The sequence below is a fragment of the Leclercia sp. W6 genome (assembly GCF_003336345.1).
In the GTDB taxonomy this organism is placed as follows: domain Bacteria; phylum Pseudomonadota; class Gammaproteobacteria; order Enterobacterales; family Enterobacteriaceae; genus Enterobacter.
On record NZ_CP031104.1, the window covers coordinates 2,291,801 to 2,317,036 of the forward strand.

The following is a 25,236-nucleotide window of genomic DNA, read 5'->3' on the forward strand; positions in this document are numbered from 1 at the left end:
GGTTTACCCCTTGTTGCTCTCGGTACTGGTAAACGCCTGGCGGTGCAGAATCGCAGTGAACTCTTCCATGAAGTTGTCGTAGTTCAGTTCCAGTTTGTTCACGCGCTGGTTCAGACGGTTATACGCCATAACCGCTGGAATCGCCGCGAACAGACCAATAGCAGTCGCGATCAGCGCTTCAGCGATACCCGGTGCAACCATTTGCAGCGTCGCCTGTTTTACCGCACCCAGGGCGATAAAGGCATGCATGATCCCCCAGACCGTACCAAACAGACCGATATAGGGACTGATGGAACCCACGGTACCCAGGAAAGGAATATGCGTTTCCAGCGTTTCCAGTTCACGGTTCATCGAGATACGCATCGCACGAGATGCCCCCTCAACCACCGCTTCCGGCGCATGATTATTGGCGCGGTGCAAACGGGCAAACTCTTTAAACCCGCTATAAAAGATTTGCTCGGAGCCGGAGAGGTTTTCACGACGGCCCTGGCTCTCCTGATACAAACGGGAAAGTTCGATACCGGACCAGAACTTGTCTTCAAAGGCTTCCGCTTCGCGGCCTGCCGCATTGAGGATACGGGTTCTCTGAATGATGATGGCCCAGGATGCGATTGAAAAACCAATCAAAATCAACATGATAAGTTTAACCAGAAGGCTTGCCTTCAGGAACAAATCAAGGATATTCATGTCAGTCACTGCTTAAACTCCGCGACAATAGACTTAGGAAGCGCACGAGGCTTCATGATGAGTGGATCAACACAGACAATCAGGACTTCAGCTTCGTTCAGTACCGTGTTCTCTGCATTGACGATCCGCTGCGTGAAAACCAGTGAGGTTCCGCGCATTGATGTTATTTCTGTTTGGACTTCGAGCATATCGTCGAGTCTGGCAGGCGCAAAATACTCCAGCGTCATCTTGCGTACCACGAAGGCAACTCGCTCCGCCAACAGAACCTGCTGGCTAAAGTGATGATGGCGCAGCATTTCAGTGCGTGCTCGTTCATAAAAGGCAACGTAGCTGGCGTGGTAAACCACACCACCGGCATCCGTATCTTCATAGTAGACACGAACCGGCCATCGAAATAGCGTTGTATTCACTTTACATCCCGGTAATGCAAAAAAGGTTAGAGCTTTTAAACTTCGCTACTATACGCGCGGGAATGGTGGTTTGGAATGGGGGAAAGTAAACAGAGAGTAAATTTTTATGGGCCCGGGTAAGCCCATAATATTAACGGATAGTTCTTATTCAGTTGAAAAAGAAAAACAGGCCCAACAGCAGGATCACATCAGCAATCAGTGGGCAAAAAATGCCCTGCCAGTGTACAGCTTTCGGACGAAATCCCACCCCATGGATTACGCCTGCACATACCGCCCACATAATAAGAAAACCGTGCCAGATCTCGAGCTCGCTGGTCTTCGCCGCGAAGCGCGACGGGTCCCAGAAAATGCAGCCCGCCAGCAGTAAGGCCATCACTAAGGAAAGCGCCCTTAACGGGCGCTTGTCCATAATCGCGTAGAGATACGTGATCATCAGTGTTTTTCTTCACCGGCTTTGGACGCTTCAACGTGCTCAAGCGCAAGGGCGGTAATCACACCAAATGCACAGGCCAGAAGCGTTCCTAAAATCCATGCGAAATACCACATATTCAGCTCCTTCCTTAATACAGAGAGTGAGTGTTGCTTTCGATATGTTCTTTCGTGATACGACCGAACATTTTCCAGTAACACCAAGCGGTGTAAGCCAGAATAATCGGTACGAACACGGCAGCCACAAACGTCATCAGATTAAGGGTCATCTGGCTGGAGGTTGCATCCCACATCGTCAGGCTTGAATTCATCATCGTGCTGGATGGCATCACGAACGGGAACATCGCGATACCGGCTGTCAGGATGATGCACGCCAGCGTCAGTGATGAGAAGACAAACGCCAGTGCCCCTTTCTCCGCGCGGGAGGTCAGGATCGTCAGCACCGGCAGCGCGACGCCCAGAGCCGGAATCGCCCACAGGATCGGTGTGTTATTGAAGTTCACCAGCCAGGCGCCAGCCTCGCGAGCCACCTCTTTGGTCAGCGGGTTCGACGGTGCGCTATGGTCAATCGCCGTAGTCACAACATAACCGTCGATACCAAACATCACCCACAAACCTGCCAGCGCAAAGCCAACCAGCGTCACCAGAGCCGCCATCTGCGAGACGGCGCGAGAGCGCAGGTGCAGCTCGCCCACGGTACGCATCTGCAGGTAGGTTGCCCCCTGAGTAATGATCATCGCCACGCTGACGACCCCTGCCAGCAGACCAAACGGATTCAGCAGCTGGAAGAAGTTACCGGTGTAGTAGAGGCGCATATATTCATCGAGGTGGAACGGCACGCCCTGCAACAGGTTGCCGAACGCCACGCCGATCACCAACGGCGGCACGAAGCTACCGATAAAGATGCCCCAGTCCCACAGGTTACGCCAGCGGGTGTCTTCGATCTTCGAGCGGTAATCAAAACCGACCGGACGGAAGAACAAGGATGCCAGCACCAGAATCATCGCCACATAGAAGCCGGAGAACGCAGCCGCGTAGACCATCGGCCAGGCAGCAAACAGTGCGCCGCCTGCGGTGATGAGCCACACCTGGTTACCGTCCCAATGCGGGGCGATGGAGTTAATCATAATTCGACGCTCGGTATCATTACGACCGAGGAAGCGGGTGAGCATGCCCACCCCCATGTCGAAACCGTCAGTGACCGCAAAACCAATCAGTAAGATCCCGACCAGCAGCCACCAGATAAAACGCAATACTTCATAATCGATCATTTGACGACTCCTGTCTTACCGTGCCGGCTGAGTAGTCACGGTGGACTGCTCGTATTGAGGCTGAGAAGCAACGGTGGACTGCTCATAATGGTAGCGACCGGTTTTCAGGCTGCTTGGGCCAAGGCGCGCAAACTTGAACATCAGGAACAGTTCAGCCACCAGGAACAGGGTGTAGAGGCCGCAAATCAGCAACATGGAGAAAATCAGATCGCCTGCGGTCAGAGAGGAGTTCGCCACCGCAGTTGGCAGCACCTCACCGATAGCCCACGGCTGACGGCCATACTCCGCAACAAACCAGCCCGATTCAATGGCAATCCACGGCAGCGGAATCGCATACAACGCGGTGCGCAGCAGCCATTTCTTCTCACCGATACGGTTACGAATGACCGACCAGAAGGAGGCGGCGATAATCAGCAGCATCAGCACACCACAACCCACCATGATACGGAAGGCGAAGTAGAGCGGCGCCACGCGCGGAATCGAGTCTTTGGTCGCCATCTGGATCTGCTCTTCCGTCGCGTCAGAGACGTTCGGGGTATAGCGTTTCAGCAGCAGGCCATAGCCAAGGTCTTTTTTCACGTCGTTAAACTGGTCGCGAACAGACTGATCGCTGGTCCCGGAACGCAGTTCTTCCAGAAGCGTATAGGCTTTCATCCCGTTACGGATACGCTCTTCATGCTGCACCATCAGATCTTTCAGACCGATAACCGGCGTATCCACAGAGCGAGTGGCAATGATGCCCAACGCATAAGGGATCTGAATAGCAAAGTGGTTTTCCTGCGCATCCTGATCGGGGATACCAAACAGGGTAAAGGCGGCCGGGGCAGGCTGGGTTTCCCACTCTGCTTCGATCGCTGCCAGTTTGGTTTTCTGCACGTCGCCCATTTCGTAACCGGATTCATCACCCAGCACGATAACGGAGAGGATAGCCGCCATACCGAAGCTCGCCGCGATGGCGAAAGAGCGCTTAGCAAAGGCGAAGTCACGACCACGCAGCATGTAGTAGGCGCTGATGCCCAGCACGAACATCGCGCCGCAGACATAGCCGGAGGCCACAGTGTGAACGAATTTCACCTGTGCGACCGGGTTCAGCACCAGCTCGGAGAAGCTGACCATCTCCATACGCATGGTTTCGAAGTTGAAATCAGAGGCGATAGGGTTCTGCATCCAGCCGTTGGCGACCAGGATCCACAGTGCGGACAGGTTAGAGCCCAGGGCCACCAACCAGGTTACGCACATATGCTGGACTTTACCCAGACGATCCCAACCAAAGAAGAACAGACCTACAAAGGTGGATTCGAGGAAGAAAGCCATCAGGCCTTCAATGGCCAGCGGCGCCCCGAAGATATCCCCGACATAGTGGGAATAATAAGACCAGTTAGTCCCGAACTGGAACTCCATGGTCAGGCCGGTTGCCACGCCCAGCGCAAAGTTGATACCAAACAACTTGCCCCAGAACTTGGTCATATCTTTATAAATCTGTTTGCCGGAGAGGACGTAAACCGTTTCCATGATGGCCAACAGGAACGCCATACCGAGCGTCAGCGGCACAAACAGGAAGTGGTACATCGCGGTCAAGGCAAACTGTAAGCGCGACAGTTCGACTACGTCTAACATTATGACTCCTTGCTCATCGCATGAAGACTCCGAGAGTGAATCCCGTTAGAGAAGGATCCACACACATGCCCCAAAAATTATCAGCACCCTTTCTTCGTTACTTAATCCTCGCAGGAGGAAAAAAGCGATGATGAAAGGTTACAGATGCGTTAATAAAAACTGAAATTGATCCCGCAAATATATTACGCTGCAAAACCCTTACAATAAACAGGTTTTTAATGGAAGTCTTTTACGATTTACGACAGCGATCAATATTTAGCAAAATTACCACTTTCCGACCAATTTGATCGGGAACAATTTAGCGCCTTTTGACGCTCTTTTCCAGGCATTAAATATTGATATAAATCAATAATGCCTGAACGTGTTAAGGGTGTTTCCGCGTGGTAAATGCAATGAAAATGATGTTAATGATATGTTTTAATATTCGCTTGATGGTTATCAAATAAAACGGGGATTATAAATAAAGGTGATTTAAATTAACGCAGGCAGCGAAGCAATTTTTTAATAACCCTGTGCTGCTAATGTCAGATGGTTCACAGTAATTTTCCGTATAGGTTTTATCAAAAATTATTATCACAAATATTTTACTTTTAATAATCTATAATTTAACACCCGTGTGTTGCTAATTTGTTTCAATTCGACGACCGCAAAATATTTTCACGCCCGTTCGCTTAACTTTCATCCGCCCTGCCCGCCTCTCTATCCACGCGGAAACACTGTCGCGCAAAAAAAAGGCCATCTTGCGATGGCCAACCATGTCGAAACGGACATTTATTATGTCAAAGCTCCCCGCACGGGGAGCAGAGAGGATTTACTTAATGATGGATTTCAGTGCTTCACCGATGTCAGCCAGGCTGCGCACGGTTTTCACGCCTGCGGCTTCCAGCGCGGCGAATTTCTCATCCGCAGTGCCTTTGCCGCCCGCGATGATGGCGCCTGCGTGGCCCATACGCTTGCCTTTCGGCGCGGTCACACCCGCGATGTAGCCAACAACTGGCTTGGTCACGTGATCTTTGATGTAAGCAGCCGCTTCTTCTTCCGCGCTACCGCCGATTTCACCGATCATCACAATCGCTTCAGTCTGCGGGTCTTCCTGGAACAGCTTCAGGATGTCGATGAAGTTAGAGCCCGGGATCGGGTCACCGCCGATGCCCACGCAAGTGGACTGGCCGAAACCGTAGTCGGTGGTCTGCTTAACCGCTTCATAGGTCAGGGTACCAGAGCGGGAAACGATGCCCACTTTACCTGGCTTGTGAATGTGACCCGGCATGATGCCGATTTTGCATTCGCCTGGGGTGATCACGCCCGGGCAGTTTGGCCCGATCATGCGTACGCCCGCTTCGTCCAGTTTCACCTTCACGGTCAGCATATCCAGGGTTGGGATACCTTCGGTGATGGTGATAATCAGTTTGATGCCTGCGTCGATCGCTTCCAGAATGGAGTCTTTGCAGAACGGCGCCGGAACGTAGATTACGGTGGCAGTTGCGCCAGTCGCTTCTACCGCTTCACGGACAGTGTTGAACACCGGCAGGCCCAGATGGGTGGTGCCGCCTTTACCTGGCGTTACGCCGCCAACCATCTGCGTACCGTAGGCAATCGCCTGCTCAGAGTGGAATGAACCCTGGCTACCGGTGAAGCCCTGGCAGATAACCTTGGTATCTTTATTGATTAAAACGGACATTATTTCCCCTCCACTGCGGCAACAACCTGCTGAGCTGCATCCGTCAGACTTTTCGCTGCAATAATATTCAGGCCGCTGTCAGCCAGTTTTTTCGCGCCGAGTTCAGCGTTGTTACCTTCCAGACGAACGACAACCGGGACGTTCACGCCCACTTCTTCTACCGCGCCGATGATACCGTCAGCGATCAGGTCGCAACGTACGATACCGCCGAAGATGTTAACCAGAACGGCTTTCACGTTGTCATCGGAGAGAATAATTTTGAATGCTTCGGTCACGCGCTCTTTGGTTGCGCCGCCGCCCACATCCAGGAAGTTTGCCGGCTCGCCGCCGTGCAGCTTAACGATGTCCATGGTGCCCATTGCCAGGCCCGCACCGTTAACCATGCAGCCGATGTTGCCATCGAGTGCCACGTAGTTCAGTTCCCACTGTGCAGCCTGCGCTTCACGTGGATCTTCCTGAGACTGGTCGCGCATTTCGCGCAGGTCAGCCTGGCGGAACAGCGCATTGCCGTCAGCGCCCAGTTTGCCATCGAGGCAGATCAGATCGCCCTGCTTAGTGATCACCAGCGGGTTGATTTCGATCAGCGCCAGATCGCGCTCCAGGAAGATGGTTGCCAGGCCCATGAAGATCTTGGTGAATTGCTGCACCAGTTTACCTTCCAGACCCAGTTTGAATGCCAGCTCGCGACCCTGGTAAGGCATTGGGCCTGCCAGCGGATCGATAGCGACTTTGTGGATCAGATGCGGCGTCTCTTCCGCCACTTTTTCGATTTCCACGCCGCCTTCGGTAGAGGCCATGAACACCACGCGACGGGAGCTACGGTCTACGACGGCGCCGAGGTAGAGTTCTTTAGCAATATCGGTTGCCGCTTCAACCAGGATCTGGTTAACCGGCTGGCCGCCTGCGTCTGTCTGGTAGGTCACCAGACGTTTGCCGAGCCAGTGCTCCGCAAAAGCGCGGATCTCTTCTTTACTGTTAACGACTTTCACACCGCCCGCTTTACCGCGGCCGCCAGCGTGAACCTGACATTTCACTACCCATGGACCCGCACCGATTTTAGAGGCGGCTTCTTCTGCTTCACGAGGGGTATTGCAGGCATAACCCACCGGAGCCGGTAAGCCATACCGGGCAAACAGCTGTTTTGCCTGATATTCATGTAAGTTCATGTGTTCTATCCATCCTTCAGGGTAATCGTTAGGTCATGCTTTTGTAGGCCCGGCAGACCAGGTGCCGCCGGGCAGTACCGCGAAAAACTAGACGTCCAGCAGCAGACGGGTCGGATCTTCCAGCAGCTCTTTAATCGCCACCAGGAAGCCCACGGACTCGCGGCCATCGATCAGACGGTGATCGTAGGAGAGCGCCAGATACATCATTGGCAGGATCTCCACTTTACCGTCTACCGCCATCGGGCGGTCTTTAATGGCGTGCATGCCAAGGATCGCGCTCTGCGGTGGGTTGATGATCGGGGTAGACATCAGCGAACCGAATACGCCGCCGTTGGTAATGGTGAAGTTACCGCCAGTCAGGTCGTCTACGGTCAGCTTGCCGTCACGGCCTTTCACTGCCAGCTCTTTAATTTTCTTCTCGATGTCAGCCATGCCCAGGGTATCCACATCACGCAGAACCGGGGTCACCAGGCCGCGCGGGGTAGAAACGGCCATGCTCACGTCGAAGTAGTTGTGATAAACCACATCATCGCCATCGATAGATGCGTTCACTTCCGGGTAGCGTTTCAGCGCTTCAACAACCGCTTTCACGTAGAAGGACATAAAGCCCAGACGGATACCGTGACGTTTTTCAAAGGCGTCACCGTACTGCTTACGCAGGTCCATGATTGGCTTCATGTTCACTTCGTTGAAGGTGGTCAGCATCGCGGTGGAGTTTTTCGCTTCCAGCAGACGCTCGGCCACGCGCTTACGCAGGCGGGTCATCGGTACGCGTTTTTCGCTGCGTGCGCCCAGAGCAGGCTGTGCTGCTGGTGCAGCTTCAGGCGCTTTGGCTTCTGCTTTCGCTTCAGACGGCGCTTTCGCCAGGTGTTTGTCGATATCTTCGCGGGTCAGGCGGCCGCCAACGCCGGTGCCTTTAATGGCCGCCGGGTCGAGGCTGTGCTCAGCCAGCAGGCGACGGATCGCCGGGCTCAGCGCGTCGTTGCTCTGCTCTTCCAGAGAAGCCTGCTGGCGCTGGGCCGGCGTAGAGGCTTTCTCTTCAGACTTAGCGCTGGACTCTTTGCCCGCGCTGTTGCCTTCACGCAGGCGACCAAGGATCTGGCGAGAGGTTACCGTCGTACCTTCATCTTCCAGGACTGCATCCAGAATGCCATCCGCTGAAGCCGGTACTTCCAGTACCACTTTGTCAGTTTCGATTTCTACCAGCACTTCGTCGCGGGTTACCGCGTCGCCTGGTTTTTTGTGCCAGGTGGCGACGGTTGCATCTGCTACGGACTCAGGCAGGTCGGGAACAAGAATATCTACGCTACTCATTATGTATCCTTTAATTAATCGACGTTCAGCGCGTCATTGACCAGATCTTGTTGCTGCTTCTGGTGAACGGACATATACCCTACCGCCGGAGAGGCGGAGGCCGGGCGACCTGCATAACGCAGAGCAGACCCAAATGGAATCACTTCACGGAAATGATGCTGGCTGCAGTACCATGCGCCCTGGTTGAGCGGCTCTTCCTGGCACCAGACAAAATCATGTACGTGAGCGTACTGTTTCAGCACTTCCTGCATCGCCTGATGCGGGAACGGATAAAGCTGTTCGATACGCACGATGGCGACATCTTTCTGATCGTTCTTACGGCGCTGTTCCAGCAGGTCGTAATAAACCTTACCAGAACACATCACGACACGCTTAACGCCCTGCGGATCCAGTTCGTCAATTTCACCGATGGCCGGCAGGAAGGTGCCGTTTGCCAGCTCTTCCAGGCTGGAGACCGCCAGCGGGTGACGCAGCAGCGATTTCGGCGACATCACCACCAGCGGACGGCGCATCCCGCGCAGCGCCTGACGACGCAGCATGTGATAAACCTGTGCCGGGGTAGACGGTACGCAAACCTGCATGTTCTGCTCGGCGCAGAGCTGCAGATAACGCTCCAGACGTGCGGAGGAGTGCTCCGGGCCCTGCCCTTCGTAGCCGTGCGGCAGCAGCATCACCAGGCCACACATACGGCCCCACTTCTGCTCACCGGAAGAGATGAACTGGTCGATAACCACCTGCGCACCGTTGGCGAAGTCGCCGAACTGCGCTTCCCAGATGGTCAGGGTACGCGGTTCTGCGGTGGCGTAACCGTATTCGAATGCCAGCACTGCTTCTTCAGAGAGCACGGAGTCCCAGACCTTAAATTGGCCCTGGCCGTTGTGCACGTGCTGCAGCGGGGTGTAGGTTGAACCGTTGGTCTGGCTATGGATCACCGCATGACGGTGGAAGAAGGTGCCGCGGCCCGCATCTTCACCGGACAGACGGACCGGAATACCTTCATCAACCAGAGTGGCGTACGCCAGGTTCTCTGCTCCGCCCCAGTCAAAGAGCTTCTCGCCTGAGGCCATCGCCTGACGGTCAGCGTAGATCTTCTGCACGCGGGACTGCATCTCGATCGCTTCAGGTACGGTGCTGATACGTTTTGCCAGCTCCTGCAGACGCTTCATCTCTACCTTGTTCGGGTAGCTCTCATCCCACTCGTGGTTGAGGTATGGCGACCAGGTAAAGGAGTGCATGTTCATCGGACGCAACTCTTTCACCACGCATTCGCCGGCATCCAGCGCGTCGCGGTAAAGGTTGACCATCTCGGTGGCATCTTCCAGGGTGACAACCTTCTCCGCTTCCAGCTTGTCAGCATAGATTTTACGCGGGGTCGGATGTTTTTTGATTTTCTGGTACATCAGCGGCTGGGTTGCACTCGGCTCGTCCGCTTCGTTATGGCCATGACGGCGATAGCAGAACAGGTCGATGAACACATCGCGCTTAAAGGTGTTACGGAAATCCAGCGCCAGACGGGTCACGAACGCGACCGCTTCCGGGTCATCGGCGTTCACGTGGAAAATTGGCGCCTGAACCATCTTACCGATGTCGGTGCAGTATGGGGTGGAACGCGCATCCAGCGGGTTAGAGGTGGTGAAGCCCACCTGGTTGTTGATGACGATGCGAACGGTACCGCCCACTTCGTAACCCCGCGCTTTCGACATGTTCAGGGTCTCCTGAACCACGCCCTGCCCGGTGACTGCCGCATCGCCGTGGATGGTGATTGGCAGAACTTTGTTGCTGCTTGGCTCGTCCAGACGATCCAGACGGGCGCGTACGGAGCCGATAACCACCGGGCTTACGATCTCAAGGTGCGACGGGTTAAACGCCAGCGCCATGTGAACCAGGCCGCCCTGGGTTTCGATATCCGATGAGAAGCCCATGTGGTACTTCACGTCACCGGTACCGAGGTGTTCTTTATGTTTGCCCGCGAATTCGTCGAACAGATCCTGCGGCTTTTTACCCAGCACGTTGATCAGCACGTTCAGACGACCACGGTGCGCCATGCCCAGCACCACTTCGCGGGTACCGCTGTTGCCCGCGTGGCGGATCAGCTCTTTTAGCATCGGCACCAGCGCATCGCCGCCTTCCAGCGAGAAGCGTTTTGCGCCCGGGAATTTCGCACCGAGATAACGCTCCAGCCCTTCGGCTGCGGTCAGTTCGTTCAGGAAACGCTTTTTCTCGTCGGCATTGAAGGTGGATTTACCGGCAACGGATTCGATACGCTGCTGGATCCAGCGTTTCTCTTCGGTAGAGGTGATGTGCATATACTCTGCACCGATGGAGCCGCAGTAGGTCTGCTTCAGTGCTTCCAGCAGATCGCCCAGCTTCATCGTGTCTTTGCCGATAGCGAAAGAGCCAACGTTGAAGGTTTCCTGGAAATCCGCTTCGGTCAGATCGTGATATGCCGGATCTAAATCAGCCACGCGCTCCTGCTTCCACAGTCCCAGCGGATCCAGATTTGCGTGCTGGTGGCCGCGGAAGCGGTAGGCGTTAATCAGCTGCAGGACTTTAACCTGCTTCGCATTGGTGTCAGGGTCGGAGATAGCGGAAGAGTAACGTGAGGCATCCTTCGCCAGACGACGGAAATAATCACGTGTTTTGGAATGAAATTGATCCGGTTTGACACCCGTTCCAGGTAACTCCTGGAACATGGAACGCCAGTTAGCGTCCACTGAGTCAGGGTCGGTTAAGAAGTCTTCATAGAGCTGTTCAATCCAGCTTTGGTTTGCACCAGAGAGGAATGAAGAGTCCAGCCAGGCTTTCATTGCGCCGTTCTGCATCGTGATCCCTTAAGCATTTTTATGCTTACTTTCGCCGTAGAAACTACCACGCACACCACGTGTACGTGCCGGGGTTCACCTGCGAGCTCTTTTACTTTGGCCCGCGAAGGAACCTTTAGAAACTGTCTAGACTTCAGGGCAGTTTTTAAAGGTTTCTGCAAATTGCCCGGTGGCGCTACGCTGACCGGGCCTACAAAATCGTAGGCCGGATAAGCGCAGCGCCATCCGGCGTTGTTACTTACGCACTGCGCTGCAACAACATCGACTTAATGTGGCCGATAGCACGCGTCGGGTTCAGCCCCTTAGGACATACACTGACGCAGTTCATGATGCTGTGGCAGCGGAATACGCTGAAAGCATCACTCAGCCCTTCCAGGCGGTTGTCGGTTTCGGTATCGCGGCTGTCAATCAGGAAGCGGTACGCTGCCAACAGGCCAGCCGGGCCGATAAACTTGTCCGGGTTCCACCAGAACGACGGGCAAGAGGTCGAACAACATGCACAGAGGATACACTCATACAGGCCATCGAGTTTTTCACGCTGCTCTGGCGACTGTAAATGCTCGCGAGCGGGTGGATTTTGCCCATTATTCAATAAGTAAGGCTTAATCTTCTCATATTGTGCATAGAATTGCCCCATGTCCACCACCAAATCGCGCACGACCGGCAGTCCTGGCAGAGGGCGGATGACAATCTTCTGTCCCGGACGGTTAAGCGCCGAGATAGGCGTGATACAGGCCAGACCGTTTTTGCCATTCATATTCAGACCGTCGGAGCCACACACCCCTTCACGGCAGGAACGACGAAACGACAGTGTCGGATCCTTTTCTTTCAGCTGCATTAAGGCGTCCAGCAGCATCATGTCACGGCCTTCTTCCGCTTCCAGGGTGTAATCCTGCATACGCGGAGCGTCATCAACATCAGGGTTATAACGATAAACTGAAAATTCGAGTTTCATTGTCCTGTCTCCGCATTAGTAAGTACGAATCTTCGGCGGGAACGCCGGACGCAGTTTCGGTTCCATATTGACGCTGCGTCGCGTCATGGATTCCGTCTCTGGCAGATACAGGGAGTGGCACAGCCAGTTTTCATCATCACGATCCGGGAAGTCGAAGCGGCTATGGGCGCCACGGCTCTCGGTACGGAAGTTTGCAGAGACCGCCGTTGCGTATGCGGTTTCCATCAGGTTATCCAGCTCCAGGCACTCAACGCGCTGGGTGTTGAACTCGCTGGAGGTATCGTCCAGACGGGCATTTTTCAGACGCTCGCGGATCGCTTTCAGCTGCTCAAGACCTTTGGCCATCGCGTCACCTTCACGGAATACCGAGAAGTTGTGCTGCATGCACTCCTGCAGCGCTTTACGGATTTCCACCGGATCTTCGCCGTTACGGTTGCCGTTCCAGCGGTTGAGACGCTCCAGAGAGGCTTCAATATTTGCTTCGGTGGCGTCACGCAGTGGCCCCTGCTCGGCAATGGACTCCTGCAGATGCAGACCGACCGCACGACCAAACACCACCAGGTCGAGCAGAGAGTTGCCGCCCAGACGGTTGGCGCCGTGTACGGATACGCAGGCAATTTCGCCTACCGCGAACAGACCCGGGATCACCACATCTTCGCCCTGCTCGTTCACGGTCAGCGCCTGGCCGGTCACTTTGGTCGGAATACCGCCCATCATGTAGTGGCAGGTTGGGATAACCGGGATCGGCTCTTTAACCGGGTCGACGTGAGCGAAGGTACGGGACAGCTCCAGGATGCCCGGCAGACGGGATTCCAGAACCTCTTTACCCAGATGGTCAAGTTTCAGCTTCGCGTGCGGGCCCCACGGGCCGTCACAGCCGCGACCTTCACGGATTTCGATCATGATGGAACGCGCCACCACGTCACGACCCGCCAGGTCTTTCGCATTCGGGGCATAACGCTCCATGAAGCGCTCGCCATGTTTGTTCAGCAGATAACCACCTTCACCGCGGCAGCCTTCTGTTACCAGCACGCCCGCACCGGCGATACCGGTTGGGTGGAACTGCCACATCTCCATATCCTGCACCGGCACGCCAGCGCGGATAGCCATACCGACGCCGTCACCGGTGTTGATATGGGCGTTCGTGGTGGACTGATAGATACGGCCTGCGCCGCCGGTCGCCAGCACGGTCGCGCGGGCTTTGAAGTAGACCACTTCACCGGTTTCGATGCACAGCGCGGTGCAACCGACGATAGCGCCATCTTCGTTTTTCACCAGATCCAGCGCATACCACTCGGAGAAGATGGTGGTTTTGTTCTTCAGGTTCTGCTGGTACAGCGTGTGCAACAGGGCGTGACCAGTACGGTCCGCTGCTGCCGCTGTACGTGCCGCCTGCTCGCCGCCGAAGTTCTTCGACTGGCCGCCAAACGGACGTTGATAGATGGTGCCGTTCTCCAGGCGGGAGAAAGGCAGACCCATGTGGTCAAGCTCCAGAATCGCTTCCGGGCCGGTTTTACACATATATTCAATGGCGTCCTGGTCACCGATATAGTCGGACCCTTTCACCGTGTCGTACATATGCCATTCCCAGTTATCATCATGGGTATTACCGAGCGCAACGGTGATGCCACCCTGCGCAGATACGGTATGGGAACGGGTCGGGAACACTTTAGAGAGCAGCGCACAGGTCTGGCCACTCTGGGAAATTTGCAGCGCCGCGCGCATACCTGCGCCGCCGGCGCCAATCACTACAGCGTCAAATTCTCTGACTGGAAGTTTCATCACACACCCCACACCACAACAAATCCATAAATAACGTAAACCACCAGTGCAACGACAATAGCCAGCTGCAGCGCGAGACGAATCGCCATTGATTTAACGTAGTCGGTCAGTACCTGCCACATGCCAATCCACGCGTGGATCAGAATGGAGAAGAGCGCCAGCAGGGTAAACACTTTGGTAAAGGCAGACCCGAAGAAGCCAGTCCAGATTTCCCAGGTCAGATCGCCGCTGGTGGCAAAGAAACCGATCATGTAGATGATGTAGAGGGTGAGAACGATAGCGGTAGCACGGACCAGAATGAAGTCATGTACGCCGTTGCGTCCTAATGCGGAGGCGTTGCTTACCATACGAGAACTCCTGCGAGAAGTGAAAGCACGACAGTGATAACAAAGGAGATGTTAGCGGTACGTTTGCCGGTTTCGAAGGTCTCTTCCAGATAGCCGACATCCATCAGCATATGGCGGATGCCGCCAACAACGTGATAGGCCAGCGCGGTGAGGATGCCCCACATGATAAATTTCACAAAGAAACCGTTCATGATGTTGGCGGCCTGCTGGAATCCTTCCGGAGACGAGAGGCTGGTACCCAGTAACCATAACAGGATACCCACCGCGACAAACGTGATCACACCGGATACACGATGAAGGATGGACGCTATTGCCGTTACGGGGAATCGGATCGTTTTGAGATCCAGATTGACAGGTCTTTGTTTTTTCACATTTCTTATCATGAATAACGCCCACATGCTCTTCTTATAGTTTCCTTCCTCCGGACTGCGATGCGGGTCAGACAGCGTGTCTTTTATATAACTGTGCGTCATGCAAAACATTGCTTCCAGATGCTCAAATGACACGTTACAACGCTGGTTGGCTCGGGATTGCAGGGTTTTCCGGAGACCTGGCGGCAGTATAGGCCGTTCACAAAATCATTACAATTAACCTACATACAGTTTGTCGGGTTTTCTCTGGAACAGTGATCAGGGTCACGATAACAACATCTTTTTAATTTTTAATCATCTGATTTGACAAATGTTAAACATTATTGTTACAAACATCACCAGAAAAGGCATATAATGCGCAAAAGTTATGAGGTCTCTCTTTCACCTGAGAATAAGTTATGTAACAGTGTGATGGTATTGACCGAAGTTATCAGGACAGTTATTAGTGATATACAGGTTTGAAAAATTCGGACTGAACAAACACTGATTTGCTGTTATTTCTCTGGTTTCTCATTTGTTTACCTGCTAGCGCCATTGCTCTGTACCCTGGTTTCTCCTCGTGAGCTGAGCGGCGAGCCAAATAACAAACTGGTAACAATGATAAATCAGCTGAATGCAAATCCGGTTATGGGCAGTCTTAAGCAATAAGGCGCTAAGGAGACCGTAAATGGCTGATACTAAGGCAAAAATCACCCTAAATGGTGACGCTGCTATTGAACTGGATGTGCTAAAAGGCACGCTCGGTCAGGATGTTATTGATATCCGTAGTCTTGGTTCTAAAGGTATGTTTACCTTTGACCCTGGTTTTACCTCCACCGCATCTTGCGAGTCCAAAATCACCTACATCGACGGTGATGAAGGCATCCTGTTGCACCGCGGTTTCCCCATCGACCAGTTAGCGACTGACTCCAACTATCTGGAAGTGTGCTACATCCTGCTGAACGGCGAAAAGCCGACGCAGGAACAGTACGATGAGTTCAAAACCACCGTCACCCGTCACACAATGATCCACGAGCAGATTACCCGTCTGTTCCACGCCTTCCGCCGCGATTCACACCCAATGGCGGTTATGTGCGGGATCACCGGTGCGCTGGCCGCGTTCTACCATGACTCCCTGGATGTAAATAACCAGCGTCACCGCGATATCGCCGCGTTCCGTCTGCTGTCCAAAATGCCAACCATGGCAGCGATGTGTTACAAATACTCCATCGGACAGCCGTTTGTTTATCCGCGCAACGACCTCTCTTACGCCGGTAACTTCCTGCGTATGATGTTCGCCACGCCGTGCGAAGAGTACGAAGTGAACCCGGTTCTGGAACGCGCAATGGATCGTATCCTGATCCTGCACGCTGACCACGAGCAGAACGCATCCACCTCTACCGTACGTACCGCTGGCTCCTCCGGCGCGAACCCGTTCGCCTGTATCGCAGCAGGTATTGCCTCCCTGTGGGGACCGGCACACGGCGGCGCGAACGAAGCGGCACTGAAGATGCTGGAAGAGATCAGCTCCGTTGAGCACATTCCTGAATTCGTCCGTCGTGCGAAGGATAAGAACGACTCCTTCCGTCTGATGGGCTTCGGTCACCGTGTTTACAAAAACTACGATCCGCGCGCAACCGTGATGCGTGAAACCTGCCATGAAGTGCTGAAAGAGCTGGGCACCAAAGATGACCTGCTGCAGGTGGCGATGGAGCTGGAACACATCGCGCTGAACGACCCGTACTTCATCGAGAAGAAACTCTACCCGAACGTCGATTTCTACTCCGGTATCATCCTGAAAGCGATGGGCATCCCATCTTCCATGTTTACCGTTATCTTCGCGATGGCGCGTACCGTGGGCTGGATTGCACACTGGAACGAAATGCACACCGAAGGCATGAAAATTGCCCGTCCTCGTCAGCTCTATACCGGCTACGAGCAGCGTAATTTCGAGTCTGACGTGACAAACCGCTAAAAGCGATGCCCGGCGGCGTTACGCTTGCCGGGCCTAAGCAGGCCGGGTCAGCGTTAGCGCCACCCGGCTTTTTTTACATCTGGCACGCAGGACACCAGTAAAACGGTCTGGAAGAGAGCGTCGTTTTCTCAATCACCCCGCCGCACCGCTCGCACTTTTTCCCCGCCCGATGAAACACCTTAAAGCGGAATAACGCCCCGTGATGCTTCTTGTCATTCACCACCCCGCGGGTGTTGTACGACAGACGCGGGATCGCCAGTAGCGCATGCGCCAGCGCGTCGAGCTGTTCTTCAGTCAGCTGTGACGCTTTACGCTGCGGCGCCAGCCCCACCTCCCACAGAATTTCGACCCGCAGATAGTTGCCCAGACCAGCGAGAAACGCCTGATCCAGCAGCAGGCCGGAAAACTGCCGGTTGCGGAATTTTGCCGACAACAGCCGCGCTTTCACCCCCTCTGCCGTCAGGCGTAAATCGAGCACATCCGGCCCCACCCGCTGCAGGAAGGGATGGGTGGTGAGCTGCTCTGGCAAGAGCATCTCAATATCCGAGGCGCTGTAGAGCAGAATGGTTTTATCCGCGGCCTGTAACTTAACGCGCAGGACCCGCGTGGTTTGCGGCTCCTGGCCGGTCTCAACCACCCGCCAGACGCCATACAGCTGGTTATGGCTGTAGAGCGTCAGCTGGTTAGAAAAGTGAGTGAGCAGCGCTTTACCGCGCGTCTCCAGATGTGTGACCGTCTCGCCGATAAGCCGGGATTCAAACGGTTTTAATTGAGGAAAAGCAAACCACACGTCGGTGAGCGGTTTGCCTTTTATCGCCCCCTCCAGGCTATCCGCCGCGCGGCGGATCTCTGGTCCTTCTGGCATGATGACTCCTTGTTAGTGCGTTGCGCCGCCCACCACTTTAATATCCGCCTCCTGACGCAGTGCCACCGTAATGGCGATCTCCAGCGCCTGCTTCACGGTTTGCGTCGCCATGCTCGGGGCGCCAGGGTGCGCCGCCGCCTGCTCGGGCAGGTAAGGAATATGGATAAACCCGCCCTTCACCTCCGGGTTGTCGGCCAGCTTGTGCAGCACGCCATACATCACGTGGTTGCAGACGAATGTCCCCGCCGTCTGCGAAACCGAAGCAGGAATACCTGATTCACGCAGCGCCGCCACTATCGCTTTAATGGGCAGGGTGCTGAACCAGGCCGCCGGGCCGCCCTCAACGATGGCCACATCCACCGGCTGTTGTCCGTGGTTATCCGCGATACGGGCATCGTCAACATTGATCGCCACCCGCTCAACGGTGACATCCACCCGGCCCCCGGCCTGCCCTATCGCCAGTACAACGGAGGGCTGTAGCGCGTCAATGGCCGCGTTCAGCATTGATAACGACTCGCCAAAAACGCAGGGCAACTGCCGCGCCACCACGCGGCAGTCGTCAATAATTGCGCCATCAAGCTGCTTTACCACCTCCCATGAGGGGTTAACGGTTTCGCCGCCAAACGGCTCAAATCCGGTGATTAATACGGTTCGCATCATTTCTCCTTACAGGAACATCAGGAAGTAGAGCAGGAAGACGTTAGCGATCAGCAGCAATACCCCGGTGGGGACCTGCGCTTTAATGACCGCGTTTTTATCGGGTAACTCCAGCAGCGCGGCGGGCACAATATTGAAGTTGGCCGCCATCGGCGTCATCAGGGTGCCACAGTAGCCGGAGAACATGCCAATCGCCGCCATCACTGCCGGGTTGCCGCCGTGTTGCAGCACCAGAATGGGAATACCGATCCCGGCGGTAACAATCGGAAACGCAGCGAAGGCGTTACCCATTACCATGGTCAGCAACGCCATGCCCACGGCGTAGACCGCTACCGCAATAAACCGGCTGTCGACTGCCAGGTACGTCTGGGTGAGGTAAGAGATCCCCTCCCCGACGCCGGCGGCGGTAAACAGCAGGCCAAGGGTCGCCAGGATCTGCGGCAGAATAAAGGCCCAGCCGATGGAGTCGAGCAGACGGCGCGCCTCCTGCAAAGGCTGATGCACTTTCTCATGAGTCATTTTAACCGCCATCGCCAGGCCAATCAGCGAGCCGACGGTCATGGAGAAGAGCGTCACCAGCGTCGAGTGGTTACCCGGCCCGAACAGCGTCTCCTGCAGGCCCGGGATGTGGTTGAACATCAGCACGCCCACCACCGTCACCACCGGAATGGCCAGCGCCGGTAAAAAGAGGCGATTGCCCAGACGTTTCGCGCTGCTCTCACGCTCTTCTGGCGTGCGCTGGTGATAACTCCCCAGCCGCACCCCGCCGAAACCGGCGATCAGTGCCAGCAGCACGACTGCCACACCCACTGCGATATGGACGATGCGCTTGTCGCCCACCAGATCGTAGGTCCAGTTCCCCAGCAGGAACAGCAGGCCATAAATGCCCCAGAACAGACCGGTGGTAATACGTCGCGGGTTGGCTTTATCGCGAAACGACATCAGCGCCACGATGAGCAGGATCAGGCCTGCCAGCCAGTAGAGATAGCTTTGCTGGAAGTTCATTTTACCTCTCCCTGCACTTTGGCCAGCTCGCGCTCCAGATGCTTATCCAGGCGGTAGAGGCGGGTCGCGTGGATCGCAAAGGCGCAGAGCGCGGTCGGGATCCCCCAGAGGGCAATATGCAGCGGTTCGGTCTGTATCCCGCCGGATTCCAGCATAAAGTTATGCATAAAGATGATGGCACCAAAGGCGACAAAGATATCTTCGCCAAAGAAGAGCCCGACGTTATCGGTGGCTGCCGACATCGCCCGCAGACGATAGCGCACCGCCCCCGGCAGCTCGCCATACTTTTTCTCCGCCGCCCCTTCCGCCATCGGCGCCAGCAGCGGGCGCACCATCTGCGGATGTCCGCCAAGGCTGGTCAGCCCCATCGCCGCCGACGTTTCACGGACGAAGAGATAGACGATCAAAAGCCGTCCGGCGGTAGCGCTGTGGATCTTCGCGATCCACGCCTGGGCCCGTTCTTTCAGGCCGTGGCGCTCCAGCAGACCAATAACCGCCAGCGGGATAAGCAGGATATAAGGCAGGTTACGGGTATTGAGGAACCCTTCGCCCAGTTTTTCCAGAATAGTGGCGATGGGCATTTGCGCCGCCAGGCCGGTGACGATCCCGGCGACAATGACCACCAGCACCGGGTTAAAGCGTAAAAGAAACCCGACCACAATCACCGCGATACCGATGAGTGGCCAGAGGGATAGCGTCTCTGGCATGATGTTTTCCTGTTATGGTGTTTGCAGTTGTGCGTTATGCACTGATTTTTATATTGTTTGCTTCAAACTCTGTGCGCAGGCGACGGGCAAAGGCCAGCGCGTGTTCTCCGTCACCGTGGATACACACCGTCTGCGCGTGCACGGTTGCCCATTCACCGGTAATACTCTTCACCCGCCCGTGCTGGATCATCTCCAGGGTTTGCGCCAGGGCCTGATCTTCATCGGCAATCAGCGCCCCGGCCTGGGTACGCGGCACCAGGCTGCCATCGGCCTGATATCCGCGATCGGCAAACACCTCTTCCCGGGTGATCAGGCCATAGCGCGTTCCCGCGCGGATCAACCCGCTCCCCGCCAGACCGACCAGGATCAGATCTGGGTCAACGGTCGAAACGGCGCGGGCGATCGCATCCGCCAGGTCGCGATCTTTTGCCGCCTGGTTATAGAGCATGCCGTGCGGTTTCACGTGACGCAGCTGCCCGCCTTCGGCGCGAACGATCGCCGCCAAGGCACCAATCTGGTAGAGCATCTGGGCGTAGACTGTCTCCGGCGGCAGGGTCATGGCCGTGCGGCCAAAGTTTTCCCGGTCCGGGAAGCTGGGATGCGCCCCGATGGCCACGCCATTTTTTAGCGCCTCGCGCACGCAGGCCAGCATGGTTTCGGCATCGCCGGCATGGAATCCGCAGGCGATGTTGGCTGACGACACCAGCTTTAACAGTGCGGCATCGCTGCCGCACCCTTCACCTAAATCTGCATTTAAATCAACCGCGATCATGTAACCTCCACGCCAGCTGTTCGATGTACTGCTTCTGGATGCGCCGCGCCTCCAGCGCCTCTTCCAGCGTGCAGGGGACAAAGTGAATAGGTTGTCCGAGCGGGGCCTGCGCCAGATGGTACATATCGGCCTCGATGATGCAGGCGATCCGCGGATAGCCCCCGGTGGTCTGGGCATCGTTCATCAGAATGATAGGCTGCCCGTTGTGCGGCACCTGAATCACGCCCGGGAGTAGCCCGTGCGACAGCATCTCCCGATCGGTGGTGCGCGCCAGTTTTTGCCCCTGCAGGCGATAGCCCATACGGTTACTCTGTGGGCTGAGCTGCCAGGGCAGACGCCAGAGCGCATCCTGGGAGGCCTGATCGAACTCATGGTATTCCGGTCCCGGCAAGGCCCGCACGCGGTTACTCCAAAGGAGCTGTTTCACGCCCTGGGCTTCACGGAATTCGCGTCCACCGGCCCGAACCTGCAGGCGATCGCCATCTTTCAGCAGCCGCCCTTCATGGCCGCCGAGACCCACCTTCAGATCGGTGCTGAGGGAGTTCATTACCGACGGCACATCAATTCCGCCCGCAATGGCCAGATAGCTGCGCATGCCGCGCCGCGGACGATTAAGGGTGAGTTGCTGCCCGGCTTTCACCGGCAGGCGCCAACCGGTCCAGACCGCGGCCCCGTCAAGCCGGGCATCACAGCCCGCACCGGTCAGGGCAAACCAGCCATCCTGTTCAAATTCGAAGATACATTGCCCCAGGGTGATCTCCAGCGCGGCATCATCCGGGTCATTGCCCACAAGTATATTGCCAATCTGCAAGGCCGGTTTATCCAGCGCGCCGCAGTAGCTGATCCCTGACTGGCGAAAACCGATGCGCCCGCCGTCCTGCACCGAGGTATAGAGCCCTGCCCGAATAATTTTTAACATACCCCCTCCTTCTGCGGGATAAACCGCACGGTATCGCCCGGTCGCAGCAGCACCGGCTCGTCACGCTCGGGATCGAACAACGGCAGAGAGGTGTGACCAATCAGCTGCCAGCCTCCGGGTGTGGCTAAGGGATAAATACCGGTCTGCGACCCGCCAATCCCCACCGAGCCTGCCGGCACCTGCAACCGGGGTTCGGCGCGACGCGGCGTAGCCAGTTGCTCAGGCAGCCCGCCCAGGTAAGGAAAGCCAGGCTGAAAACCTAAAAACCAGACCACATAATCCGCGGAGGAATGGAGTTCCACGACCTGTTTCTCGGTCAGCCCCGCGTGCCGCGCCACCTCGCCCAGATCGGGGCCTGCGGCGGTACCGTACACCACGGGGATCTCGATAGCGCGGGAATCGGGTTCCAGCGCCTCGCTCTCTTCCCACCAGCGCTGCAGACGTTCGATGGCATCCAGCGCCACCGAGTGGGGATTGCGCAGCACCACGGTGATGTTATTCATTCCCGGAATGGCTTCCACCACTTCAGGGATTTCACCCAGTCGCTGGGTCAAGCGCCAGATCCGTTTTTGCGTCGCCAGGGTCACCGGCGGCTCCAGTTCCAGTACGACGGCGGTTTCGCCTAGCAAATAACAACGTGCTCGCTGCACTTAGATACCTCTCATCAGGCTGGATTAGGGATATCGACAAAGGTGACATCCAGGTCGGTGTTTTCTGTCAGCCATTCGCTGAGCGCGCGAATGCCGCCGCGTTCCGTGGCATGGTGACCTGCCGCATAAAAATGCAGCCCCTGCTCGCGGGCGGAGTGAATGGTTTGCTCAGAGACTTCGCCGGTGATAAACGCATCGACGCCAAAACGCGCCGCGCTGTCAATAAAGCTCTGCCCGCCGCCGGTACACCAGGCGACGCGTTTTACCTCATCCGGCCCGGTATCGCCGCTCCACAGCGGACGACGCCCCAGCCGCGCTTCGATCCACGAGGCCAGCTCCAGCCCCGGCACCGGCATGGAGAGTTCCCCCCACGGCACCAGCGGCTCGATTTCGCCCATGATGTTAATACCGAGCAGCGCCGCCAGCTGGGCGTTGTTCCCCAGCTCCGGGTGCGCATCCAGCGGCAGGTGCCAGCCATAGAGGTTGATGTCGTTTTCCAGCAAGGTCTTCAGGCGGTTGCGCTTCATGCCGCGAATAACCGGGGATTCCCCCTTCCAGAAATAGCCGTGGTGAACGATAACGGCATCCGCCTTCTGGCGTACCGCTTCATCCAGCAGCGCCTGGCTTGCCGTCACGCCGGTAACAATCTTCTGAATAGTTTCGCGCCCTTCCACCTGCAGGCCATTCGGTGCGTAGTCGCTGAAGCTGGCGCTGTTCAGTTTGTCGTTAATCAGTCGTTCCAGTTCACTGTTTTTCATTATGACTCCCTATGCTTTACGGGCGGCTTCATACGCGGCCAGCGTGGCAACGCGCGCCTGTTTATGATCGACAACCGGGCGGGGATACGCGAGGGTGACGCCCTGCTTGTCCGCCCAGATCCAGGGATCGTGGATGGCCTTGTCCGGCACGGTGGCCAGCTCCGGCAGCCAGCGGCGGATAAACACGCCGTCGGAATCAAACTTCTGTCCCTGGGTTGTCGGGTTAAAAATACGAAAATATGGGGCGGCGTCGGTTCCGGTTGATGCCGCCCACTGCCAGCCGCCGTTATTGGCGGCCAGGTCGCCATCGATCAGCTGTGAAATAAAGTAACGTTCCCCGGCACGCCAGTCGATAAGCAGATCCTTCACCAGAAAGCTGGCGGTGATCATCCGCAGGCGGTTATGCATCCAGCCGGTTTCATTCAGCTGACGCATGGCTGCATCGACAATCGGATAGCCGGTTTGCCCCTCTTGCCAGGCTTTCAGCTGCACATCGTCAGACTGCCATTCGACGTTATCAGTCCAGCGGATGAAAGGCCGATATTTACATAAATCAGGGTGATACGTCATCAGATGACGATAAAACTCCCGCCAGATAAGCTCGTTGAGCCATACCGCCCCCGGCCCGCCCTCCAGCGCCTGGGGTTGCTCGGCCAGCAAGCGGTGCAGGCACTGGCGAGGAGAAAGCACCCCCAGCGCCAGGCAGGCGGAGAGACGGCTGGTCCCTTCGATGGCCGGGAAATCACGCTGCGCCTCATACTCCCCTGCCCCCTGTTGGCAGAACTGACGCAGACGGGTAATCGCCTCTTTCTCGCTCGCCGGAAAGAGGTCGGTATCGAATGGCTGTTGCGGATAATCGAAATCCAGCGCCGACGGGGTCACCTTTTCGCCCTCGCGGGCGGCAGGTGCCGCCGCGCACTCAGGCAGCCCCTCTTTCAGCCGCCGCAACCAGGCATTTTTAAACGGCGTAAAGACCTTGTACATCTTATGATCGCCGGTCATGACGCTACCCGGCGGCAGGATCACGCTGTCATCAAAACCCTGACAGATCACCTCCTGCAACGCGCGCTCCAGCTGGCGATCGCGTTGTTGCTCGTTCAGTTCGTACTGGTAGTTATAAAAGAGATGGGTGACCTCATGCTCTGCGCAAAGCTGCGCCACTTTTTCGCCCTGGGCGGCAAAATCAGCCACCTGAGCATAGAGCAGCGGAATGTTTCTGTCGGCCAGCTGCTGTTGCAGATCGTTAAGATGAGCATGAAGAAAGGCGGCCTGGCGAGGCGCCATGGCGTGCTCACGCCACTGCTGCGGCGTGGCGATGAAAAGCGCCAGCACGCGGGCATGTTTGTCGCGGCAGGCGGCGGCAAGCGCAAGGTTATCGTGGATGCGCAGATCGGCGCGAAACCAGACCAGATGGGTGGCCATAACACTCCAGTATTATCGTCTGTAACATCTACAAGTCACCGAGGATACTTTGCTTTAACAAGTGTAGCCATACTGAAATAAAAAAGGCCGCCCAACGGACCGCGAATCCCTGGGGATAAAAAAACCGCCACATTGCTGTGGCGGTTTTTTTGTTACTGCAATTGCTGTGTGTAGTCTTTCTTAATAAAAATCACAAATGGCTTTTTCAGCCTGATCCATCCACACCGGCTTATCGCTGGTCTTCGCCCATACGCGATGCAGATAGCTATAAAAACGTGCACGATCTTTCCAGAACAGCATAACTGGTAACGCCAGAACACCCGCTAACACAGCGAAAGTGCGGCGAATAAAAACGATATGTGCCGGATACGCTTTGTAAAATTCCATCATTTTCTCCCCTCTTTCTGGCCGGAAACCTGCTCCGGAAAAGTAAAACTGATTATCTGCTGAAAATAGTAACGCTTTGGCTGTAATTTTACTACTCATCCGACCACTTTTTTGCCCTCAAAAAAGGATCTTTACACTTCATCCCGTAATTTAGTTACATAAAAGTTAAATTAATACTAACCATTAGTTAAATTATGGTCTTAGCCATTTTTATACTTTTTTTACACCTCCCCGTCTGATTTTTGCGAAATCTTTGCGCCAGAAAATTTACCGTTTGCACCATGACTA

At 55.8% G+C, this 25,236-nt stretch carries 25 protein-coding genes; 1 reads left to right on the forward strand and 24 read right to left on the reverse strand.

What is annotated here, in order from left to right:
* Positions 1 to 3 precede the first annotated feature (3 nt).
* The 14 genes from tolQ to sdhC all read right to left on the reverse strand — a co-directional run bounded on the left by tolQ (position 4) and on the right by sdhC (position 14,879).
* Positions 4 to 696, reverse strand: a complete 693-nt coding sequence (gene tolQ / locus DVA43_RS11270; RefSeq protein ID WP_072036639.1) for a Tol-Pal system protein TolQ — start codon at positions 694 to 696, stop codon at positions 4 to 6.
* Positions 693 to 1,097: a tol-pal system-associated acyl-CoA thioesterase gene (gene ybgC / locus DVA43_RS11275; RefSeq protein ID WP_032617092.1), complete on the reverse strand. Its 405-nt coding sequence runs from the start codon at positions 1,095 to 1,097 to the stop codon at positions 693 to 695. The genes tolQ and ybgC overlap by 4 nt, the downstream gene beginning before the upstream one ends.
* 148 nt (positions 1,098 to 1,245) lie before the next feature.
* Positions 1,246 to 1,530 carry a cyd operon protein YbgE gene (gene ybgE, locus DVA43_RS11280; RefSeq protein WP_103178726.1) on the reverse strand — a complete coding sequence of 95 codons (285 nt, stop codon included), beginning with the start codon at positions 1,528 to 1,530 and terminating at the stop codon, positions 1,246 to 1,248.
* A complete protein-coding gene (cydX, locus tag DVA43_RS11285; RefSeq protein ID WP_006177208.1) occupies positions 1,530 to 1,643 on the reverse strand; it encodes a cytochrome bd-I oxidase subunit CydX in 114 nt (37 codons plus the stop codon). Before cydX ends, ybgE begins: the two co-directional genes overlap by 1 nt.
* Positions 1,644 to 1,657: 14 nt before the next feature.
* Positions 1,658 to 2,797 (reverse strand): cytochrome d ubiquinol oxidase subunit II, encoded by a 1,140-nt coding sequence (gene cydB / locus DVA43_RS11290; RefSeq protein ID WP_114315599.1) that lies wholly within the window; start codon positions 2,795 to 2,797, stop codon positions 1,658 to 1,660.
* A 15-nt stretch (positions 2,798 to 2,812) separates the two neighbouring features.
* Positions 2,813 to 4,414 (reverse strand): cytochrome ubiquinol oxidase subunit I, encoded by a 1,602-nt coding sequence (gene cydA, locus DVA43_RS11295; RefSeq protein ID WP_103823557.1) that lies wholly within the window; start codon positions 4,412 to 4,414, stop codon positions 2,813 to 2,815.
* A gap of 811 nt (positions 4,415 to 5,225) precedes the next feature.
* Positions 5,226 to 6,095, reverse strand: a complete 870-nt coding sequence (sucD, locus tag DVA43_RS11300) for a succinate--CoA ligase subunit alpha (RefSeq protein WP_032617085.1) — start codon at positions 6,093 to 6,095, stop codon at positions 5,226 to 5,228.
* Positions 6,095 to 7,261 (reverse strand): ADP-forming succinate--CoA ligase subunit beta, encoded by a 1,167-nt coding sequence (gene sucC / locus DVA43_RS11305; protein ID WP_032617084.1) that lies wholly within the window; start codon positions 7,259 to 7,261, stop codon positions 6,095 to 6,097. The genes sucD and sucC overlap by 1 nt, the downstream gene beginning before the upstream one ends.
* Positions 7,262 to 7,348: 87 nt before the next feature.
* Positions 7,349 to 8,575, reverse strand: coding sequence for a 2-oxoglutarate dehydrogenase complex dihydrolipoyllysine-residue succinyltransferase (gene odhB, locus DVA43_RS11310; protein ID WP_103178721.1), 1,227 nt, complete (start codon positions 8,573 to 8,575; stop codon positions 7,349 to 7,351).
* A 14-nt stretch (positions 8,576 to 8,589) separates the two neighbouring features.
* The gene (gene sucA, locus DVA43_RS11315) at positions 8,590 to 11,397 is read right to left on the reverse strand and encodes a 2-oxoglutarate dehydrogenase E1 component (protein WP_114315600.1); all 2,808 of its coding nucleotides are present in this window, start codon (positions 11,395 to 11,397) and stop codon (positions 8,590 to 8,592) included.
* Between the two features lie 238 nt (positions 11,398 to 11,635).
* Positions 11,636 to 12,352 (reverse strand): succinate dehydrogenase iron-sulfur subunit SdhB, encoded by a 717-nt coding sequence (gene sdhB / locus DVA43_RS11320; protein ID WP_103178719.1) that lies wholly within the window; start codon positions 12,350 to 12,352, stop codon positions 11,636 to 11,638.
* A 15-nt stretch (positions 12,353 to 12,367) separates the two neighbouring features.
* The gene (gene sdhA / locus DVA43_RS11325) at positions 12,368 to 14,134 is read right to left on the reverse strand and encodes a succinate dehydrogenase flavoprotein subunit (protein WP_103178718.1); all 1,767 of its coding nucleotides are present in this window, start codon (positions 14,132 to 14,134) and stop codon (positions 12,368 to 12,370) included.
* A complete protein-coding gene (gene sdhD, locus DVA43_RS11330) occupies positions 14,134 to 14,481 on the reverse strand; it encodes a succinate dehydrogenase membrane anchor subunit (protein WP_103178717.1) in 348 nt (115 codons plus the stop codon). Before sdhD ends, sdhA begins: the two co-directional genes overlap by 1 nt.
* Positions 14,475 to 14,879 (reverse strand): succinate dehydrogenase cytochrome b556 subunit, encoded by a 405-nt coding sequence (gene sdhC / locus DVA43_RS11335; protein ID WP_168194524.1) that lies wholly within the window; start codon positions 14,877 to 14,879, stop codon positions 14,475 to 14,477. Before sdhC ends, sdhD begins: the two co-directional genes overlap by 7 nt.
* A 640-nt stretch (positions 14,880 to 15,519) precedes the next feature.
* On the opposite strand from sdhC, the gene DVA43_RS11345 reads away from it, so the two are divergent.
* Positions 15,520 to 16,806, forward strand: a complete 1,287-nt coding sequence (locus tag DVA43_RS11345; RefSeq protein WP_103823560.1) for a citrate synthase — start codon at positions 15,520 to 15,522, stop codon at positions 16,804 to 16,806.
* 73 nt (positions 16,807 to 16,879) lie between these two features.
* Here the strand turns inward: DVA43_RS11345 and nei are convergent, their stop codons facing one another.
* The 10 genes from nei to DVA43_RS11395 all read right to left on the reverse strand — a co-directional run bounded on the left by nei (position 16,880) and on the right by DVA43_RS11395 (position 24,948).
* Positions 16,880 to 17,671, reverse strand: coding sequence for an endonuclease VIII (gene nei, locus DVA43_RS11350; RefSeq protein WP_114315601.1), 792 nt, complete (start codon positions 17,669 to 17,671; stop codon positions 16,880 to 16,882).
* 12 nt (positions 17,672 to 17,683) lie between these two features.
* Positions 17,684 to 18,328 carry a pyroglutamyl-peptidase I gene (gene pcp / locus DVA43_RS11355; RefSeq protein WP_114315602.1) on the reverse strand — a complete coding sequence of 215 codons (645 nt, stop codon included), beginning with the start codon at positions 18,326 to 18,328 and terminating at the stop codon, positions 17,684 to 17,686.
* A 9-nt stretch (positions 18,329 to 18,337) separates the two neighbouring features.
* Complete coding sequence (locus tag DVA43_RS11360) at positions 18,338 to 19,333, reverse strand: DUF979 domain-containing protein (RefSeq protein WP_114315603.1); 996 nt, start codon at positions 19,331 to 19,333, stop codon at positions 18,338 to 18,340.
* Positions 19,330 to 20,040: a DUF969 domain-containing protein gene (locus DVA43_RS11365; protein ID WP_114315604.1), complete on the reverse strand. Its 711-nt coding sequence runs from the start codon at positions 20,038 to 20,040 to the stop codon at positions 19,330 to 19,332. Before DVA43_RS11365 ends, DVA43_RS11360 begins: the two co-directional genes overlap by 4 nt.
* 34 nt (positions 20,041 to 20,074) lie before the next feature.
* Positions 20,075 to 20,809 (reverse strand): 5-oxoprolinase subunit PxpA, encoded by a 735-nt coding sequence (pxpA, locus tag DVA43_RS11370; RefSeq protein WP_114317129.1) that lies wholly within the window; start codon positions 20,807 to 20,809, stop codon positions 20,075 to 20,077.
* Positions 20,799 to 21,731, reverse strand: coding sequence for a 5-oxoprolinase subunit PxpC (gene pxpC, locus DVA43_RS11375; protein WP_103823565.1), 933 nt, complete (start codon positions 21,729 to 21,731; stop codon positions 20,799 to 20,801). The genes pxpA and pxpC overlap by 11 nt, the downstream gene beginning before the upstream one ends.
* Positions 21,725 to 22,381, reverse strand: coding sequence for a 5-oxoprolinase subunit PxpB (gene pxpB / locus DVA43_RS11380; RefSeq protein WP_114315605.1), 657 nt, complete (start codon positions 22,379 to 22,381; stop codon positions 21,725 to 21,727). The genes pxpC and pxpB overlap by 7 nt, the downstream gene beginning before the upstream one ends.
* A gap of 14 nt (positions 22,382 to 22,395) precedes the next feature.
* Complete coding sequence (locus tag DVA43_RS11385; RefSeq protein WP_103823567.1) at positions 22,396 to 23,139, reverse strand: type 2 GTP cyclohydrolase I; 744 nt, start codon at positions 23,137 to 23,139, stop codon at positions 22,396 to 22,398.
* 9 nt (positions 23,140 to 23,148) lie between these two features.
* Positions 23,149 to 24,561: a deoxyribodipyrimidine photo-lyase gene (gene phrB / locus DVA43_RS11390; RefSeq protein ID WP_114315606.1), complete on the reverse strand. Its 1,413-nt coding sequence runs from the start codon at positions 24,559 to 24,561 to the stop codon at positions 23,149 to 23,151.
* Positions 24,562 to 24,741: 180 nt separating this feature from the next.
* Entirely contained in the window at positions 24,742 to 24,948 is a 207-nt protein-coding gene (locus DVA43_RS11395) for a YbfA family protein (protein WP_103181047.1), read from the reverse strand.
* Positions 24,949 to 25,236: the final 288 nt, after the last annotated feature.

What these genes read in the sequence shown, in the direction of transcription:
- sucA (WP_114315600.1), bottom strand. Translation starts at nt 11,397, where the DNA reads ATGCAGAACGGCGCAATGAAAGCCTGGCTGGACTCTTCATTCCTCTCT.
- sdhD (WP_103178717.1), bottom strand. Translation starts at nt 14,481, where the DNA reads ATGGTAAGCAACGCCTCCGCATTAGGACGCAACGGCGTACATGACTTC.
- sdhB (WP_103178719.1), bottom strand. Translation starts at nt 12,352, where the DNA reads ATGAAACTCGAATTTTCAGTTTATCGTTATAACCCTGATGTTGATGAC.
- DVA43_RS11360 (WP_114315603.1), bottom strand. Translation starts at nt 19,333, where the DNA reads ATGAACTTCCAGCAAAGCTATCTCTACTGGCTGGCAGGCCTGATCCTG.
- ybgE (WP_103178726.1), bottom strand. Translation starts at nt 1,530, where the DNA reads ATGATCACGTATCTCTACGCGATTATGGACAAGCGCCCGTTAAGGGCG.
- DVA43_RS11385 (WP_103823567.1), bottom strand. Translation starts at nt 23,139, where the DNA reads ATGAAAAACAGTGAACTGGAACGACTGATTAACGACAAACTGAACAGC.
- nei (WP_114315601.1), bottom strand. Translation starts at nt 17,671, where the DNA reads ATGCCAGAAGGACCAGAGATCCGCCGCGCGGCGGATAGCCTGGAGGGG.
- sdhC (WP_168194524.1), bottom strand. Translation starts at nt 14,879, where the DNA reads ATGTGGGCGTTATTCATGATAAGAAATGTGAAAAAACAAAGACCTGTC.
- cydB (WP_114315599.1), bottom strand. Translation starts at nt 2,797, where the DNA reads ATGATCGATTATGAAGTATTGCGTTTTATCTGGTGGCTGCTGGTCGGG.
- cydX (WP_006177208.1), bottom strand. Translation starts at nt 1,643, where the DNA reads ATGTGGTATTTCGCATGGATTTTAGGAACGCTTCTGGCCTGTGCATTT.
- pxpC (WP_103823565.1), bottom strand. Translation starts at nt 21,731, where the DNA reads ATGTTAAAAATTATTCGGGCAGGGCTCTATACCTCGGTGCAGGACGGC.
- DVA43_RS11365 (WP_114315604.1), bottom strand. Translation starts at nt 20,040, where the DNA reads ATGCCAGAGACGCTATCCCTCTGGCCACTCATCGGTATCGCGGTGATT.
- sucC (WP_032617084.1), bottom strand. Translation starts at nt 7,261, where the DNA reads ATGAACTTACATGAATATCAGGCAAAACAGCTGTTTGCCCGGTATGGC.
- DVA43_RS11395 (WP_103181047.1), bottom strand. Translation starts at nt 24,948, where the DNA reads ATGGAATTTTACAAAGCGTATCCGGCACATATCGTTTTTATTCGCCGC.
- pcp (WP_114315602.1), bottom strand. Translation starts at nt 18,328, where the DNA reads ATGCGAACCGTATTAATCACCGGATTTGAGCCGTTTGGCGGCGAAACC.
- odhB (WP_103178721.1), bottom strand. Translation starts at nt 8,575, where the DNA reads ATGAGTAGCGTAGATATTCTTGTTCCCGACCTGCCTGAGTCCGTAGCA.
- phrB (WP_114315606.1), bottom strand. Translation starts at nt 24,561, where the DNA reads ATGGCCACCCATCTGGTCTGGTTTCGCGCCGATCTGCGCATCCACGAT.
- DVA43_RS11345 (WP_103823560.1), top strand. Translation starts at nt 15,520, where the DNA reads ATGGCTGATACTAAGGCAAAAATCACCCTAAATGGTGACGCTGCTATT.
- sdhA (WP_103178718.1), bottom strand. Translation starts at nt 14,134, where the DNA reads ATGAAACTTCCAGTCAGAGAATTTGACGCTGTAGTGATTGGCGCCGGC.
- sucD (WP_032617085.1), bottom strand. Translation starts at nt 6,095, where the DNA reads ATGTCCGTTTTAATCAATAAAGATACCAAGGTTATCTGCCAGGGCTTC.
- cydA (WP_103823557.1), bottom strand. Translation starts at nt 4,414, where the DNA reads ATGTTAGACGTAGTCGAACTGTCGCGCTTACAGTTTGCCTTGACCGCG.